This window comes from Nocardia blacklockiae (assembly GCF_015477355.1).
GTDB classification, from domain to species: Bacteria; Actinomycetota; Actinomycetes; order Mycobacteriales; family Mycobacteriaceae; genus Nocardia; species Nocardia blacklockiae.
The window spans coordinates 1-15768 of record NZ_JADLRJ010000019.1 but is presented as its reverse complement, the minus strand read 5'-3'; the positions used below and the strand labels follow the sequence as shown (position 1 = coordinate 15768).

Genomic DNA, 15768 nt, shown 5'->3' with positions numbered 1-15768 from the left:
TTTGTCTCACACGGTGGCCATGACCTGCGGTCTCATTTCGATGGCCAATCCTCTTGCCGGGCAAGTCCGCAACAACCCGGGAGCTGCCTGGGCACACGCCCCGGGTCGTTGGCTCAATTGCCAGCCATGCCTGGCGGCAGTGCGCCCTGCAGCCAGACGGGAGCCGAAGCGATTCGGGAAAGGCGCCAACCCTGATCGGTGAGTTTTGCCTCCAAGGTGTAGACCTCGCCGATGCGGAACAGCGGTTCCGGCGGGGTGGTATCGACGTCAGTGGGTACGAAAGTTGCGACCGAGTTGGCGCGGATCTTTGCGCGGTCCTGTGTCACGTCGACGATGATGTCGGACAGCACGTGCTGGGTACGTTGCCGGCGGGAATGGATCTTCTCCGCCTGTGCGATCACCGCGGTCGGCCCGGCCGATTGCCCTCCAGGGGTGTGCACGGTGACATCCTCCGAACAGATCATCCGGAGCCGATCGAAATCACGTTCGTCGAGGGACGCGCCGAGCAAGGTGACCAGCCCCGCGATCTGATCGCGATCGGTCAGGTGCGAAGTGGCCGAGTCGTCGCTGTTTCGACTGCAAGCCGCCGTCAGCGAGAGGACCGCTGACGCGATGAAAGCCACGGCCGCTGAGCATTTCATGCCTTACGCCTCCTCGAGCAGCGCCGCCGCTCTCCGGTCCACGGCGACCAGAACGTTGACGGCGGCCTGCACGGACTCGGCGTCGATACCGTCGAATACGGCGTCGGTCATCCCGCGAGCGTGGGCGTACACACGCTCGAAGTGTCGCGCCCCGGTGTCGGCCAGTTCGACGGCGGGCTCGGTGTCGCCGAACCGACACTCGACCCAGCCCAGCCCGGCTGCACGTTGCACAAGGTGTTTCGTTTCGGGTGCGGCAAGGTCCATGCGTCGCTCCAGTTCCTCGGCGACGATGGTCAGCGGCAAAGGTTTTCGGTTTTCGTGAAGCAGGGCCAGCAGCATCCAACTCGGGAAATCGGTGTCGAATGCCGCCAAGGCGCGACGGTGGAGCTTGCCCACCTGCCGTGCTGCCTCGCCGAGCGCTCGTCCGAAGGTGGGTGATGGTGTGGACATGTCATCCTCCAAAATGTTGGTGATTCCAACGTTGGTATGGCCAACATACCTCCGAATTGTGGGTGACGCCAACAATTTTTGCTAGGGTAGATGCATGCCCATACGGAAGCCGATGCCGACGAGCCCGGTCCGGCTGCGTGCTATGCCGACCCGGTTGGTGAACCTGGCGGCGATCGCGGCCAACCGGCTGACCGATCAAGCACTCGGTGGTACCGGCGCACGTCGGTATCACTTCGCGACCTTGGCGGCGCTGGAAGAGTTCGGCCCCTCCAGCCAGGCCGACCTTGGGCGGTGCGTCGGCATCGACCGCAGCGACATCACCGCCACCATCAACTCACTGGCCGAACAGGGGTACGTCCGGCGGGGCCCGGACCCGGCCGACGGCCGTCGCAACATCATCGCGATAACCCAAACCGGCGTCGATCATCTCGCCGTATTGGACGCTCTGCTCGCGAACGCACAGAACCAACTCGTGCGGGCCTTATCGCCTACCGAACGCTCGGAACTGATCAGACTGCTGACCCTGATCGTCGAAGACGCCGGCATGAATTGACCTCACGACCCGTCTGGAACGAATTTCCCGACCGATATAACCCTGATGCGCTCGGGGCGCGGAAACTCGCCATCGTTCTTGATCGAGATCGGTATCTCCACCCCCTCAGAGTCTCCGCACTCACCGCAGCAAGCGGCACGATCTCCTCGGATTCGCGGGCAGCGCAACGGACCAAACCGAATCCTCCTGCTGTGGACGGCAACTGGCGAGGATCATGCACGAGCCGATCAGCGGAGAGGTGGAATCTCGAAATCGTGGCCAACTGGCCAACCTGTGGCCATTCATTTCGGGATTTGGCCACGATTTCCGAGAACCTACATCGGCGATTACCCGCGCGCCATATCCACGAAGCGGCTGAGGTGCAGCTGGTGGGCGACGGTGATGGTCGCGGTCGGACCGTTTCGGTGCTTACCGAGAATGAGGTCCGCTTCACCGCCGCGCGGGTCGTCCCGCTCGAAGGCATCGGGGCGGTGGAGAAGGATGACCATGTCGGCGTCCTGCTCGAGCGATCCGGATTCGCGCAGGTCGGAGACCATGGGGCGCTTGTCTGTTCGCTGTTCCGGGCCGCGGTTCAGCTGGCTGATGGCGACCACCGGGACTTCCAGTTCCTTTGCCAGCAGTTTGAGGCTTCGGGAGAATTCCGAGACTTCCTGCTGGCGGGATTCGACTTTCTTGCCGGAGGTCATCAGCTGGAGGTAGTCGACCACGACGAGGCGTAGGTCGTGCCGTTGTTTGAGCCGCCGCGCCTTGGCCCGGATCTCCATCATCGTCATATTCGGTGAATCGTCCACGAACAGCGGCGCCTCGCTGATCTCACTCATCCTGCGCGCCAACCGAGTCCAGTCGTCGTCGCTCATCCGCCCGGATCGCATATCCCCGAGCTTGATCTTCGCCTCCGCCGACAACAAACGCATGACGATCTCGGTCCGGCTCATCTCCAGCGAGAAGATCACACTCGCCAACCCGTGCTTCACCGAAGCACTCCGCATGAAATCCATTCCCAGAGTGGATTTGCCGACACCGGGACGGGCGGCGACGATGATCATCTGGCCCGGGTGGAGGCCGTTGGTTACCTCGTCCAGTTCGGTGAAGCCGGTGGGGACGCCGAGGGACATGCCGCCGCGGCTGGCGATGGAGTCGATCTCGTCCATCGTGGGTTGCAGGAGCTCCTCGAGGGGCATGTAGTCCTCGCTGGAGCGGCGTTCGGTGACCTCGTAGATCTCGGCCTGGGCGCGGTCGACGACCTCGGCGACGTCCTGGCCGTCGGCGCCGGCGTAGCCGTACTGGACGATGCGGGTGCCGGCCTCCACCAGGCGGCGCAGCACCGACTTCTCGGCGACGATCTCGGCGTAGTAGGAGGCGTTGGCGGCGGTGGGGACGGTCTGGGTCAGGGTGACCAGGTACGGCGGGCCGCCGATGCGTTTGAGGTCGCCGCGGCGGTCCAGGGCGGCGGCGACGGTGACCGGGTCGGCCGGTTCGCCGCGGCCGTACAGATCGAGGATGGCGTCGTAGACCGCCTGATGCGCGGGACGGTAGAAATCGCCCGGCCGCACCACCTCGACCACATCGGCGATGGCGTCCTTGCTCAGCAGCATGCCGCCGAGCACCGACTGCTCGGCCGCCATGTCGTGCGGCGGCTGGCGGCCGAAATCCTCCCCCGGCGAGTCGGAATACTCCGAATGCCCGCGATCATCGACGACTGCCACCCGACTCGACCGTCCTCTCCCTCACGCTCGCGGCTCCGAGAGTATCGAGCACCCTTTCTACCCCCCGGCACCGACACGTTCGGCCCGCCGCACAGCGCCGCCGCCGCGACCGGCGCAGCTCGGAGGCGGCGATCCAGCAAACCGGCGGAGCATTCTGCAAGACTCGCGAAATCGGGGGATTCGGGGCGTGGGTTCACGACACCGGGAAGAACCTAAGCGACCGAACTGTGGAGTACCAAACCGGACTGTGCACTCCCCTGTGGAGAAACTGGGGACTGTTCACCTGCCGTTGTGCAGCCCATGTGGACTACCTGGGGAAAATATCTGCCGAAAGGCGTTATCTCCCAGGTAGATGCCATTTTCGGTGCCTGTGGACTTGTGGATCAACAGCGCATCGGCGTGTCGGCCGAGATGAACGGCCGGGCGTGTTGGGTTAACAGTGCTCTCGCCGGTTATGGCGTGGATCACATTACGAATGGTCGGTTTGACGAGTTTTCCCCAAACCATCCCGAACTGGGGTTAAAGCGATCACGCATAGTTGCCGACGATCTCCGCCGCGGCGTCTCCCGAGAATAGCTAATTAATAGCAAACAATGAGCGTCGACGAGCCCGAGCAGCCGAAGACCACCCCCGTGCCAGGCGCACGGAGGTGGTCTTCGACGAATGCGCTGCCGCCCGAGATGCCCGGGCGACCGGTATTACTCCGCGGCGTCGACCACGAGGTCGAACTTGGCGGCCACATCGGGGTGCAGGTGCACCACGACACCGTGCTTGCCGGTGCTCTTGATGTGCGCCTTCGGCAGCTCGATGCTGCGCTTGTCCACGACCGGGCCGCCGGCGGCCTTGATGGCCCCCGCGACGTCGGCCGGGGTGACCGAGCCGAACAGCTTGCCGGTGCCGGCGGTCTTCACCGACAGCGACACGCCGGTCAGGCCCTCGATGGCCTGCTTCAGCTCGTTGGCGTGGTCGAGGTCGCGCACGCGGCGGGCGTCCTGCGCCCGGCGGATGCCCTCGACCTGCTTCTGTGCACCGCGGGTGGCCGGGATGGCCAGGCCGCGGGGCAGCAGGAAGTTGCGGCCGTAACCGTCCTTGACCTCCACGGTGTCGCCGGGCGCACCGAGGTTGTCCACATCGGCAGTCAGAATCAGCTTCATCGTCGTGTGCCTCCCTCTCAGCGAGCCGTGGACACGTACGGCAGCAGCGCCACCTCGCGGCTGTTCTTCACCGCGATGGCGACGTCACGCTGGTGCTGCACGCAGTTGCCGGTGACGCGGCGGGCACGGATCTTGCCGCGGTCGCTCACGAACTTCCGCAGCAGCGTCGTGTCCTTGTAGTCGATGGCGGCTGCCTTCTTGCCGTCCTTGGCGGCAGCCTTGCTCTCCTTGCAGAAGGCGCACGCCTTCTTCTTCAGCACCTTTTCGCGCGCCGGTGCTTTGGCCATTGTTCTTACTCCGTCATGCCTGGGAGCCCGTGGGCCCCAATGAAAGCCGTTCTAGAACGGCGGTTCGTCGTCCATTGCGCCGCCCCCGAAGGAGCCGGCTGCGGGAGCGCTGCCCCACGGGTCGTCGCCGCCGGCGGAGCCTTGCTGCTGCCCGCCGCGGCCGCCACCGTTGGCGCCGCTGTTGTAGCCCCCACCTCCGCCGGAGCCGCCACCGAAGCCGCCGCCACCGCGCGAGGTCTTGTTGACCTTCGCGGTCGCGTAGCGCAGGGAGGGACCGATCTCGTCGACCTCGAGTTCGACGACCGTGCGCTTCTCGCCCTCGCGGGTTTCGAAGGAGCGCTGCTTGAGTCGTCCGCTCACGATCACGCGAGCGCCTCGGGTCAGGCTCTCGGCGACATTCTCCGCAGCTTCACGCCAGATGTTGCAGCGCAGGAACAGCGCCTCGCCGTCTTTCCACTCGTTGCTGTTGCGGTCGAACACGCGGGGTGTCGATGCCACGGTGAAATTGGCCACCGCAGCGCCCGCGGGCGTGAATCGAAGTTCCGGGTCGGCCGTCAAATTTCCGATGACGGTGATGACCGTGTCGCCAGCCATGGTTCCTCCTGCTCTTCGGTGCAGTCCGCCGTGCACTCGCTGTTGCGCTAGAGCCTAGAGACAGGCACCGACGACTACGAGTGCGGTTCGCTCTCCGAGAGGGACTTACTTCTTGTTGTTGCGCAGCACCTTGGTGCGCAACACGGACTCGTTCAGTCCCAGCTGGCGATCGAGTTCGCTCACCGTGTCGGGCTCGGCGGTGAGGTCGACGACCGCGTAGATGCCTTCGCTCTGCTTGGCGATCTCGTAGGCGAGCCGGCGGCGGCCCCAGATGTCGACCTTGTCGACCTTGCCGCCCTGCTGCGAGATCACGCCGAGCATCTTGTCCAGGTTCGGACCGACGGTGCGCTCATCCAGACTGGGATCGAGAATGACCATTACTTCGTATTGACGCACGGGAACCCATCACCTCCTGTGGACTAAGGACGGCCCACGGACGGTCCGTGGGCAGGAGGGTCGTCGCGTCAGCAACCCGACAAGGCTACATGAGCTGGGCTTCCGCGACGAAATCGAGGTCCGGCGTGGGACGAATTCGGGCGCGCGCGAGGCGGGGCACATATCGTGGTCCCCATGTCGAACCGAGCGGACAGCGCGCGTCCGGCCGGGCGGGCGCCCGCCGTGGTCGCGACGCTGCTGTGCGGCGTGATGCTGGTGTTCGCCTACTTCAACAAGGCGCGCTGCGCGGTCGGCCCGTTCGATGCCGACGGTCGCAGCGCGGCGTTCGACAAGATCAAGGATGCCGAGGTCTGCTACTCCGACATCCAATTCCTGTGGCTCGGCCGCAGCATCGACCAGCATGTCTTCCCCTATATCAGTGGCGGCATCACGCCGGACGGGACGCTGACCGGCGGTGCGGTGGAGTACCCCGTGCTCAGCGGGCTGCTGATGTGGCTCGGCGCGATCGGTGCGGACGACGACGCCGCGTTCCTGCTGCACTCGGCGTTGCTGCTGGCGCCGTTCGCGCTGCTGACCGCGTGGCTGCTGGGACGGTTGTCCGGATCGGCCGCGCTGCTGTGGGCGGGCCCGCCGCTGGTGCTCTACGCCTTCCACAACTGGGAGCTGCCCGTGGTGTGGACGGCGGTCGCGGCGGTGTACGTGGTCACCGCGCTGACCCGCTATTCGTTGCGCACCCGGGGCATCGCCGCGGCCGTGCTGCTGGGAATCGGCTTCTGTCTCAAGCTGTATCCGGGCATCTTCGTGCTGCCGCTGCTGGTGTACGTGCTCACCCGGGGCGACGAACCGCGCGACGAGGCCCGCGGCTACGACGTGCGCGGCGCGCTGGCGGTGGCGGGCGCTGCGGCGCTGACGGTGGTGGCGATCAACCTGCCCTTCGCGCTCGCCGGTTACGAGGGGTGGCGCGCCTCGATCACCTTCCAGCAGTTGCGGCAGGCCGACATCACCACCAATTCGATCTGGTACTGGGGGTTGCGGCCGCTGTTCGGCGAGTCGCCCGGCAGCGAGAATTCGTTCCAGGACGTGGTGTCGGCGGCGTCGCCGGTGCTGGTGCTGGCGTCGTTCCTGGTGGCGGTGTGGCTGGGGTGGAAGCGCTACAGCGCGGGCGCGGCGTTTCCGTGGGTCGGCGTGAGCGGCGCGATGCTGTGTGGATTCCTGTTGTTCCACAAGGTGCATTCCCCGCAGTACACGCTGTGGCTGATTCCGTTCCTGGTGCTGCTCGAGGTGCCATGGGTGGCGGTCGCCGGATATCTGGTGGCCGATGCGGCGATCGGAGTGGGGGTGTTCCGGTACTTCTATGCCCTGGGGGCGGGGGAGTCGGCCGAGGTCGAGGAGCATGTGGTGCAGTTCGGGGTCTGGGGGCGGGCCCTGCTGCTGGTGGTGTTCTTCTTCGTCTTCCTGCGGGCGAATCTCCGTGGCCGCCGCCCGGAACCGATACCGGTGCCCAGCTTCACGCCGGGTGAGCTGGTCTCGATTTATCGTTGAGACGACCTCGCCGGCGCGCCGAGTTCATCGCGAAACCGCCGGGCCGCAACGGGTTCGACGTTCGGTCACACCCCACCGTGCCGGGCTCGGAAGGCGGCGCTCTTCGCGCGATTGCCGCACCGGGCCATATCGCACCAGCGCCGGGTGCCGCCGCGTGAGGTGTCGACGTAGAGCCGGGTGCAGGTGTCGCGGCCGCACTGCCTGATGCGTTCGCGGTCGGGGCCGCCGAGGAGTTCGATCGCGGAGCGGGCCACGGCCGCGAGGGCGGCGGGCACGGTGCCGGTGCGGTGTATCGAGCCGTCCGCGCGCAGGGTGACGACCGGCGTGTCGGCGCGTGCGGCCTCGTTGAGCACGGTGCGGTCGGCGGGTGCGGGCGGCTCGCCGTGCATGGCGGCCAGGGCCGAGCGGTAGCCGGCCTCGCGCACCTCGACGGCACGCCGCAGCGCGGTCTCGTCGCAGTCGGGGGCGGCGTCGAGCACGCCGGCCTCGCGCAGCCAGCGGGCCAGGTCCGCGGGCGTGGTCAGCCGATCCAGGTACTCGGTGGTCCGGGCATTGACCGTGCCGGCGAAGTCCAGCGCCAGGTTGCCGCTGACGAAAGTGAACACGCCTCCGATAGTAACCGCCTTGACAGGTTACGTCCGCGACTGCGACGGTAGTAACCGGTCTAAGTGGTTACCTCGGGAGGTCCGGTGAAGAATCGTCTGATGGACACGGCCGCGCCCGTGGCCTTCGTGGTGATGTGGAGCAGTGCGTTCATCGCCGGCGTCATCGGCGTGGGTGCCGCGCCGCCGTTCTTGGTGCTGTTCGTCCGATTCGGTACCGCGGCAATCGCTCTCACGCTGTACGCGCTGGCGGTGGGCGCGCGTCGCCCGCGCGGTGCTGAGCTGGGGCATGCCGTGGTCGCGGGGCTGCTGATGCAACTGGTGCAGTTCGCTGCGTTCTACACGGCGATGGCCGAACATGTCTCGGCCGCGGTGATCTCGCTGGTGCAGGGCCTGAATCCGGTGGTGATCGCGTTGTTCGCCGGGCGGGTGCTCGGTGAACAGGTCACTGTGCGGCAGTGGCTGGGATTCGGGGTCGGCGGGATCGGGGTCGGGCTGGCCGTGGTGGATCAGTCCGCGTTCTCCGTGGCGGGGTTGGTGCTGTGCGTCGCCGGGCTGCTCGGGCTGAGCCTGGGCACGGTGTATCAGAAGCGATTCACACCGGCGATCGACTCCCGCAGCGCGACGGCCGTGCACGTCCTCGCCAGCGCGCCGGTCGCGGGGCTGGTGGTGGTGGCGCACAACGACTTCCACGTCTCGGACCCCGGTCGCTTCGCCGGCGCCATGGTCTGGATGGTGCTGATCAACTCCATGGGCGCGTTCCTGCTGCTCAACGCCATGCTGCGACGCTGGGACACCACCCGGGTCGGCAAGCTGTTCTTCGCCACGCCCGCCGTCACCGCCGTGCTGGCGTGGGCGCTGATCGATCAGCCGTTGCGGCCGTTGACGATTGCCGGTCTCGCGGTGGGCGTGCTCGGCATGGTGCTGGCGTCGTTGCGGTCCGGGAGGGTGCCGCGCGAGGCCCCGGAAAGCGCTACGAATCTCGGGGATGGCACTCGCGCACAACGTCTCGCGGTTCGCTGATCGCATCCCGGCCTCGCTGTCCGAATGACCGCATCCGAACAAACGGCAGGGTCGGATATCACGTCAATCGGCCGGGCGGCCCTCGGCGGCGCGGAGGACGCCGTCGAGGACCTCGCGGGCGCGGCGCAGGTCCTTGATGGAGTCTTCGATCCGGGCGCGTTCGGCGGCGAGGGTTTCGGTGAGCCAGGGGGTGGCGAGGGCGCTGGGGGTGCCGTCGGTGTCGTGGATGCAGGGGAGGAGTTCGGCTATGGTGCGGCTGTGCAGGCCCGCCGCGAACAGCTCCTGGATGCGGACCACTCGGTCGACGGCCGATTCCGGGTAGTCGCGCTGGCCGCCGGGGGTGCGGGTGGAGGACAGTAGGTTCTGCTCCTCGTAGTAGCGCAGCGAGCGCACACTCACCCCGGTACGTTGCGCCAGTTCACCGATTCGCACGGGTCGCTCCTTGCACCTGACATTGATGTTAGGTTTTACGGTACGCGCATGAAGCTGCTGACCGAATACCGCGCCCCGCATCTCACGCTGCCCAACCGCGTGGTGATGGCCCCGATGACCCGCCTGCGCTCGCACGCCGACGGTTCGCCCACGGCGGATGTCGCCGACTACTACAGTCAGCGCGCGTCGGCGGGATTGATTGTCACCGAAGGGATCTGGCCGCATTCCAGCGGGCAGAGCGAGGCCTGGGTGCCGGGCTTGCAGACCCCCGAGCACGTGGCCGCCTGGCGCCGGGTGACCGCATCGGTGCATGCCGCCGGAGGCCGAATCTTCGCCCAGCTCATGCACGGCGGGCGCAAGGGGCATCCGCTGGCCCGCATCGATGGTTCGCTGCCGGCCGGGCCGTCCGCGGTCTCCGACGGCGACGTGCTGCACCTGATCGACGGCGGCAAGGCGGAGTCGCTCACCCCGCGCGCCATGACGCGGGCCGACATCGAAGCGGCGGTGCGGCATTACGCCGCGGCCGCGCGCAACGCCGTCGACGCGGGCTTCGACGGCGTCGAGATCCACGCCGCGAACAGCTATCTGGTGCACCAGTTCCTCGCCGACAACACCAATCTCCGCGACGACGAGTACGGCGGCACACCGGCCAACCGGATGCGCTTCGCCCTGGAGGTCACCGATGCCGTTGTGGCGCAGGTCGGTTCGCGGCGCACGGCGATCCGCCTGTCGCCGGGAAATCCGCAGTTCGGTATGCGCGAACAGGATCCGGCTCCGCTGTATCGCGCCCTGGTCGCCGAACTGGACCGCCGGGACCTGGCCTACCTGCACCTCACCGACAACGACGACTACCCCGCCCTCGCGGACCTGCGCCCGCGCTGGCACGGCACCTTGATCGCCAACGTCGGCGAGAACCGCGCACCCACCTCGGCCGAGGCCGCCGAGCGCACGCTCCGGGCCGGCCACGCCGACCTGGTGTCGTTCGGCCGCGCCTTCATCGCCAATCCCGATCTGGTGCACCGCATCACGCACGATCTGCCGCTCGCCCCGATCCGCGAAGAGGTGCTCTACGGCCGCACCGCCGAGGGCTACAGCGACTACCCGTCCTGGACCGCCGCGTCCGCCACGTCCGCGGCCTGACGAAAAAGCAACCCGCGCCGCGTGATCCGAAGGGTGACCACTCACCACGCGGTGCGGCGCACCGTTGGGGCCGGTTCAGCTCCAGCGTGCGAGCAGGCGGTTCACCTCGGTGGACAGGGTGCGCTGGAGGAACGGGCCGAAGCTGATGCGGGCCACGCCGAGGTCGGCGAAGGTGGGGCGCTCGTCTTGGTCGGGGAGGCCGATGGCGTTGATCGGCAAGGGGAGTTCGGTGCACAGGCGGCGCTGGTCGGCGGGCTCGTGGCGGCCGACGGGGTACAGCACGTCGGCGCCGGCCTCGGCGGCCAGGCGCAGCCGGGCGATGGCGCGGTCGAGCCGGTCCTCGGCGTCGCCGATCTGACGCAGCAGCAGATCGGTGCGGGCGTTGATCACCACGTGCACGTCGGTGGCGTCGGCCGCGCGGCGCAGGGCACCGACGAGGTCGGCGTGCTCCTGCGGCTCGCGCAGGCGGCCGCCCTCCGCGTGCACGGTGTCCTCCAGATTGAAGCCGACCGCGCCCGCCTCCAGCAGACCCTCGATCAGCCGCGCGGGCTCCTGCCCGTATCCGGATTCCAAATCGACGGAGACGGGAATGTCGACGGCCGAGGTGATCTCGCGCACCCGGCGCAGCACGTCCGCGGAGAAATCCATCCCCTCCTGGTCGGCCTTGCCCACCGAGTCCGCCAGCGGGTGGCTGCCGATGGTGAGTGCCGCGAACCCGGCCTCCTGCACCAGCCCCGCCGACCAGGCATCCCAGACCGTCGGCAGCACCACCGGGTCGCCGGGCCGATGCAGGGCGAGGAACGTGGCGGCCTTGTCACTCAGAGAGGTCATAGCGGTGATCTTGCCAGCACCATCAGCCGACGCCAGGTCCACCCGTCCCCGAAAGTCGCAAACCACCTGCGCTCCAGCCGAACCGACCTCGGAGGCTGTCAGGCTCGGGCGGGGGAGTTCACGGGGCGGGGTTGCAGGAACGGGGGTAGCCAGGGGAGCAGCGGGTCGGGGGCGCGGTCGAGGACGCCGCCTACCGGGTCGTCGACGCCGTCGCCGCGGACCGGGTCCTCGGCGGGGCGGTAGATCTGCCGGACGATCAACGTGCACAAGGCGAGTACGGCTAGGTCGCGGAGGACGACGGTGCCCGTGAACCACTGCTCGGGCACGCCCTTCTTGTCGGTGCCGAGGTAGTAGTACATGCGCGGGAACCACACCAGCGCGTCGATCGTCATCCACGCCAGCAGGATTCGGCGATGCGGCAGCGCGAGCACCGCCAGCGGCACCAGCCACAGCGAGTACTGCGGGCTCCACACCTTGTTGGTCAGCAGGAACGCGGCCACCACCAGGAACATCAGCTGCGCCGCCCGCGGTCGGCGCGGCGCGGTCAGCGCGAGGTAGGCGATCGCCGCGCAGGCGCCCGCGAACAGCAACAGCGACACCAGGTTCAGCACGCTCGGGGTCTCCGCCGCGGTCAGCGGTCCGTCGAAGCCCGCCCACCCGGTGAACGAGGTGATCACGTTGTAGATCGAGTCCGGATCGGCGTGGCGCTCGGTGTTGAGCCGGAAGAACTCGCGCCAGCCGGCCGGGAACGGCAGCAGGACGGGCAGATTCACCAGCAGCCAGGATCCGGCCGCCGCGGCGGTCGCCAGCCCGGCCGACCGCAGCGGGCTCAGCTGCGCGTCGGCGAGGTACTCGCGCAGGCCGTGCCCGATCCCGTGGCGGTCCCGGAGCCGCTCGCGCAGGCCGGTCAGCCGGTGGCGGCCGTCGGCGCGCAGGCACAGCACCAGGATCGGGCCGAGCAGCAGCAGCGGATACAGCTTCGCCGCCCCGCCCAACCCGAGCAGCACGCCCGCCAGCACCGGCCGCCGCCGCGACCAGGCGAGCAGGCCGGTGGCCGCGAAAGCCGTTGCCAGCGCGTCGAAATTGGTGAACGCGTGCACCAGCACCAGCGGCGACAGCGCCACCAGCCCCGCATCCCAGACCCGGCGCCCGGACAGCCGCGCCGACGCCCACACCGTCACCAGCCATGCCATCGCCAGACCGACGACCGCGACATTGAAATACACCACCACCGGCAACGCCGCGGGCAGCCGCAGCTGCTGCCAGGCGACGGCCACCTCCATCGCGGCGTACTGGTAGAGGCCCGACAGCACCGGATACTCCATGTACCGGGTCTGCGGCTTGCCGTCGGCGCCGTATTCGGTCCACTGCTTCTTGTACGGGAACGCGCCCTCGTCGAGGTGCTCGGCGCCGTAGAGCGGCACGGTGTCGGAGTAGCACATGGCCACGTACTGGCGGCCGTTGTTCCAGTCCAGGGTCAGGCCGCCCGAGCCGTCGGAGGTCTGCTGCAGGCAACCCGCCTTCCCGGCCCAGCTCAGCGCCAGGAACAGCACCGCGAACGCGAGCAGCACCCGCAGCGGCGTCCAGAAGCGGGCACGGCCGATCAGCGCGTGGTCACCGACCGGACCGCCGATCATCGTGGACAATTGCGAGGTCAGCGAATCGGTGCGGCTGGGTTTGTCCCGCCGGTCGGCCGACCTCGGGTCCGGCGCCGGCGGCGCCGGAGACGCGTAGCCGCGTGTGTCGTCGGCTTCCGCGTCCCCGGTGGCCGGGGGGTGCGCCAATTGCTGCTCGATCACGGCGTCCGAGGCTACCGTTGCCGCGGCGAGGTCCCGTTCCCTGTCCCCTGCTGCTGATTACCTTCGGGCGAGGCGGGGTCGCCGGACGGCGCGACCGGCTGTCCGGGCAGCGGGCCCTGGCCCGAATCCTGTTGCTGCCCTTGGCCCTGCTGCTGTTGTTGCTGCTGCGGGCGCTGCTGGTTGGGCGCCAGGCCCGGCACCGGAATGGTGATGCCCGGCAGGATCTCCACCTGCGAGGGAGTCACCACCACCGGCGGCACGAATTCCTGCGTCGTCGACGGCGGGGTGTAGGCCGCGGTCCACGACGGCACGCCCGCCTGGCCGGCGATCGGGGCCGGCTTCGGGAAGTTCTCGTTGGGCGTGCCCTTCAGGGCCCCGTCCATCGTGTCCTTCCAGATGTCCGACGGCAGGCCGGAACCGTAGATCATGCCCCCGCTCGCGTTGCGCAGCTTCTCGCCGTTCTCGGTGCCCACCCACACCGCCGTCGACAGCGACGGGGTGTAGCCGACCATCCAGGCGTCGCGGTTCTCGCCGGTGTCGCCGAGCTGGGCGGTACCGGTCTTGGCGGCCGAGACGCGCCCGCCGGCCAGGTCGTGGTGGCGCGACCAGCCCGCGATAGGCTGCATCGCCGAGGTCACGTTGTCGGCGATGGCGGCCGGGACGCGCTGTTCACCGGCGACGTCGCCGCGGTCCAGCAGCACCTGGCCGTCGGCGGTCACGACCTTCGAGACGAAGTGCGGCTTGTGGTAGACGCCGGAGGCGGCCAGCGTCGCGTACGCCGAGGCCATGTCCAGCGGCCGGGCCTGGTACTGGCCGAGCACGATGCCGTTGTTGGGCGGCCCGCCGTCCGGCTCGACCAGCGACTTGCCGACGCCCGGGATGGTGTCGGGGATGCCGAGCTTGTGTGCCATGGCGGCGATCTTCTGCGGGCCCGAGTTCTGGCCCATGTCCAGCTCCATGCGATAGAAGCTGGTGTTCAGCGACCGCTTGAGCGCTTCGGCGATGGTGCAGGTGCCGCACTGCTCGCCCTCCACGTTCGTGATCTTGATGCCGTTCACCGTGATCGGCGAGCTGTCGTACATCGTCGAGAGCGGCTTGCCCAGTTCGAGATTCGCCGCCAGGCCGAACACCTTGAACGACGAACCGGGCATCAGACCGGCGTTGGCGAAGTCGTAGCCCTGGCCGTTCGAACCGCCGTAATAGGCCCGCACCGCACCGGATTTCGGGTCCACCGAGACCACCGCGGTGCGCAGGTTGTCCGGCTCGCCCTGCATGTTCTTCTGGGCGGCGTTCACGGCGGCCTGCTGCGCCTTGGCGTCGATCGTCGTGGTGATCTGCAGGCCCTCGGTATTCAGCTGGGTGTCGCTGATGCCGGCCTCGGACAGTTCGGCGAGCACCTGCCGCTTGATCAGGCCCTCGGGACCGGAACCGGCCGATTCCTCGCCGGCCTTGGTCGAGGGCTGCACCTGCGGATACACCATGCCCTTGCGCTGGGCGGCCGGGAGCGAGCCCGCGCCGACCATGCCGTCGAGCACGTAGTTCCAGCGCGCCTCGGCGCCCTTCGGGTTGTTCTCCGGGTCCAGGCCGTAGGGCTGCTGGATGGTGGCGGCGAGCATCGCGCCCTCCTCCACGGTCAGCTCCTGGACCGGCTTGTCGAAGTAGGCGTGCGCCGCCGCGTCGATGCCGAAGGTGCCGCGGCCGAAGGGGATGGTGTTGAGGTAGGCGGCGAGGATGTCGTCCTTGCCCCACTGCCGCGCCATCTTGGCCGAGATGACCAGCTCGCGCATCTTACGGGTGAGCGAGCGCTGGTTGCCGACCATCGAGTTCTTGACGTACTGCTGCGTGATCGTCGAACCACCGCCGGCGCTCTCCTTGCCGAGCACGTTGTCGCGCGCGGCGCGGGCGAAGCCGGAGATGGAGAAGCCGGGGTTGGTGTAGAAGTCCCGGTCCTCGGCCGCGATCACCGCGTTGCGCACGTGCGGCGGGATCTGGTCGATGGTGACGTCGGTGCGGTTGCCGTCGTCGGGCACGATCTTCGCGAGCTCCGAGGTGCCGTCGGAGGCGAGGATCGACGCGACCTGATTGGTTTTGAGGTCACCGGGTTTGGGTACCGAGACCGTGGTGTACGCGACCAGGAAGACCGCACTGGGCACCACGATGGCCAGCGCCACGAGCACGTAGAGCACGCGCCGCACGATCCGCCACGGCGATTTCTTTTTCGCCTGCGGGCGGCGGCCACCCGGGCCGGACCCGCCACCGCCGCTCTTGCGCGGCGGCGGACCGGACGGCGGGGTGGTACCGCCGGCCGCGCGGTGACCGCCCGTGGCCGGGCGGCTGCCGTCGCGGTCCGGGCGCGGCCGAGTGGCTGTGCCGGAACGCTGGTTTCGCTCGGCGACCGCCTCGCTCAGCGAGGTCTTCCTGGTGGTCTGGTCGGGCCTGCTCAGCTTCTGGGTGGCTCGTGCCGGATCCGGCGCTCCGGGACCGGAGCGCTGCGCGGGTGGCGGCGGCGGTCCCGGTCGGCGGGGCGGCTGACCGCCCGGTCCGCGCGGCGGTTGGGGGCCGCGCGGATCACCCTGCGGTGGCGGGCCGCCGCGCCGGGGCGGCGGTGCGCCCGCGCC

Annotated in this window: 16 protein-coding genes; 4 read left to right on the top strand and 12 right to left on the bottom strand. The window is 68.5% G+C overall.

What is annotated here, in order from left to right; all coding sequences use genetic code 11:
- Positions 1–113 precede the first annotated feature (113 nt).
- Both IU476_RS33415 and IU476_RS33410 read right to left on the bottom strand, forming a co-directional pair.
- Positions 114–623, bottom strand: coding sequence for a nuclear transport factor 2 family protein (locus IU476_RS33415; protein ID WP_195106328.1), 510 nt, complete (start codon positions 621–623; stop codon positions 114–116).
- A 21-nt stretch (positions 624–644) separates the two neighbouring features.
- Complete coding sequence (locus tag IU476_RS33410) at positions 645–1013, bottom strand: helix-turn-helix domain-containing protein (RefSeq protein ID WP_195106327.1); 369 nt, start codon at positions 1011–1013, stop codon at positions 645–647.
- A 172-nt stretch (positions 1014–1185) separates the two neighbouring features.
- On the opposite strand from IU476_RS33410, the gene IU476_RS33405 reads away from it, so the two are divergent.
- Positions 1186–1644, top strand: coding sequence for a MarR family winged helix-turn-helix transcriptional regulator (locus IU476_RS33405; RefSeq protein WP_228824736.1), 459 nt, complete (start codon positions 1186–1188; stop codon positions 1642–1644).
- 326 nt (positions 1645–1970) lie between these two features.
- On the opposite strand, the gene dnaB is transcribed toward IU476_RS33405, so the two are convergent.
- The 5 genes from dnaB to rpsF all read right to left on the bottom strand — a co-directional run bounded on the left by dnaB (position 1971) and on the right by rpsF (position 5781).
- Positions 1971–3350, bottom strand: a complete 1380-nt coding sequence (gene dnaB, locus IU476_RS33400; protein ID WP_195106326.1) for a replicative DNA helicase — start codon at positions 3348–3350, stop codon at positions 1971–1973.
- 698 nt (positions 3351–4048) lie between these two features.
- Positions 4049–4504, bottom strand: coding sequence for a 50S ribosomal protein L9 (gene rplI / locus IU476_RS33395; RefSeq protein WP_195106325.1), 456 nt, complete (start codon positions 4502–4504; stop codon positions 4049–4051).
- Positions 4505–4521: 17 nt separating this feature from the next.
- On the bottom strand, positions 4522–4791 hold the full coding sequence (gene rpsR / locus IU476_RS33390; RefSeq protein ID WP_195106324.1) for a 30S ribosomal protein S18: 270 nt from the start codon (positions 4789–4791) through the stop codon (positions 4522–4524).
- Positions 4792–4842: 51 nt separating this feature from the next.
- Complete coding sequence (locus IU476_RS33385) at positions 4843–5385, bottom strand: single-stranded DNA-binding protein (protein WP_195106323.1); 543 nt, start codon at positions 5383–5385, stop codon at positions 4843–4845.
- 105 nt (positions 5386–5490) lie between these two features.
- The gene (gene rpsF / locus IU476_RS33380; RefSeq protein ID WP_195106322.1) at positions 5491–5781 is read right to left on the bottom strand and encodes a 30S ribosomal protein S6; all 291 of its coding nucleotides are present in this window, start codon (positions 5779–5781) and stop codon (positions 5491–5493) included.
- A gap of 174 nt (positions 5782–5955) precedes the next feature.
- On the opposite strand from rpsF, the gene IU476_RS33375 reads away from it, so the two are divergent.
- The gene (locus tag IU476_RS33375) at positions 5956–7323 is read left to right on the top strand and encodes a glycosyltransferase family protein (protein WP_195106321.1); all 1368 of its coding nucleotides are present in this window, start codon (positions 5956–5958) and stop codon (positions 7321–7323) included.
- 65 nt (positions 7324–7388) lie between these two features.
- Here the strand turns inward: IU476_RS33375 and IU476_RS33370 are convergent, their stop codons facing one another.
- Positions 7389–7928 (bottom strand): CGNR zinc finger domain-containing protein, encoded by a 540-nt coding sequence (locus tag IU476_RS33370; protein ID WP_195106320.1) that lies wholly within the window; start codon positions 7926–7928, stop codon positions 7389–7391.
- An 84-nt stretch (positions 7929–8012) separates the two neighbouring features.
- On the opposite strand from IU476_RS33370, the gene IU476_RS33365 reads away from it, so the two are divergent.
- A complete protein-coding gene (locus tag IU476_RS33365; protein WP_324194530.1) occupies positions 8013–8948 on the top strand; it encodes a DMT family transporter in 936 nt (311 codons plus the stop codon).
- Positions 8949–9011: 63 nt separating this feature from the next.
- Here IU476_RS33365 and IU476_RS33360 read toward each other — a convergent pair whose 3' ends face one another.
- Positions 9012–9380, bottom strand: coding sequence for a MerR family transcriptional regulator (locus IU476_RS33360; RefSeq protein ID WP_195106319.1), 369 nt, complete (start codon positions 9378–9380; stop codon positions 9012–9014).
- Between the two features lie 48 nt (positions 9381–9428).
- Between IU476_RS33360 and IU476_RS33355 the strand changes: the two genes are divergently transcribed.
- The gene (locus IU476_RS33355; protein WP_195106318.1) at positions 9429–10520 is read left to right on the top strand and encodes an alkene reductase; all 1092 of its coding nucleotides are present in this window, start codon (positions 9429–9431) and stop codon (positions 10518–10520) included.
- Positions 10521–10595: 75 nt separating this feature from the next.
- Here the strand turns inward: IU476_RS33355 and IU476_RS33350 are convergent, their stop codons facing one another.
- The 3 genes from IU476_RS33350 to IU476_RS33340 form a co-directional block, all read right to left on the bottom strand.
- Positions 10596–11351, bottom strand: coding sequence for an isocitrate lyase/PEP mutase family protein (locus tag IU476_RS33350; protein ID WP_195106317.1), 756 nt, complete (start codon positions 11349–11351; stop codon positions 10596–10598).
- A 98-nt stretch (positions 11352–11449) separates the two neighbouring features.
- Positions 11450–13135 carry a glycosyltransferase family 87 protein gene (locus IU476_RS33345; protein ID WP_228824742.1) on the bottom strand — a complete coding sequence of 562 codons (1686 nt, stop codon included), beginning with the start codon at positions 13133–13135 and terminating at the stop codon, positions 11450–11452.
- 26 nt (positions 13136–13161) lie between these two features.
- The coding region (locus tag IU476_RS33340; RefSeq protein ID WP_438944100.1) for a transglycosylase domain-containing protein at positions 13162–15768 on the bottom strand (2607 nt) is incomplete at its 5' end.

Excerpts from the sequence above, each read along its gene's own strand:
- IU476_RS33405 (WP_228824736.1), top strand. The coding sequence starts at position 1,186 with ATGCCCATACGGAAGCCGATGCCGACGAGCCCGGTCCGGCTGCGTGCT.
- rplI (WP_195106325.1), bottom strand. The coding sequence starts at position 4,504 with ATGAAGCTGATTCTGACTGCCGATGTGGACAACCTCGGTGCGCCCGGC.
- rpsR (WP_195106324.1), bottom strand. The coding sequence starts at position 4,791 with ATGGCCAAAGCACCGGCGCGCGAAAAGGTGCTGAAGAAGAAGGCGTGC.
- IU476_RS33385 (WP_195106323.1), bottom strand. The coding sequence starts at position 5,385 with ATGGCTGGCGACACGGTCATCACCGTCATCGGAAATTTGACGGCCGAC.
- IU476_RS33375 (WP_195106321.1), top strand. The coding sequence starts at position 5,956 with ATGTCGAACCGAGCGGACAGCGCGCGTCCGGCCGGGCGGGCGCCCGCC.
- IU476_RS33355 (WP_195106318.1), top strand. The coding sequence starts at position 9,429 with ATGAAGCTGCTGACCGAATACCGCGCCCCGCATCTCACGCTGCCCAAC.
- IU476_RS33350 (WP_195106317.1), bottom strand. The coding sequence starts at position 11,351 with ATGACCTCTCTGAGTGACAAGGCCGCCACGTTCCTCGCCCTGCATCGG.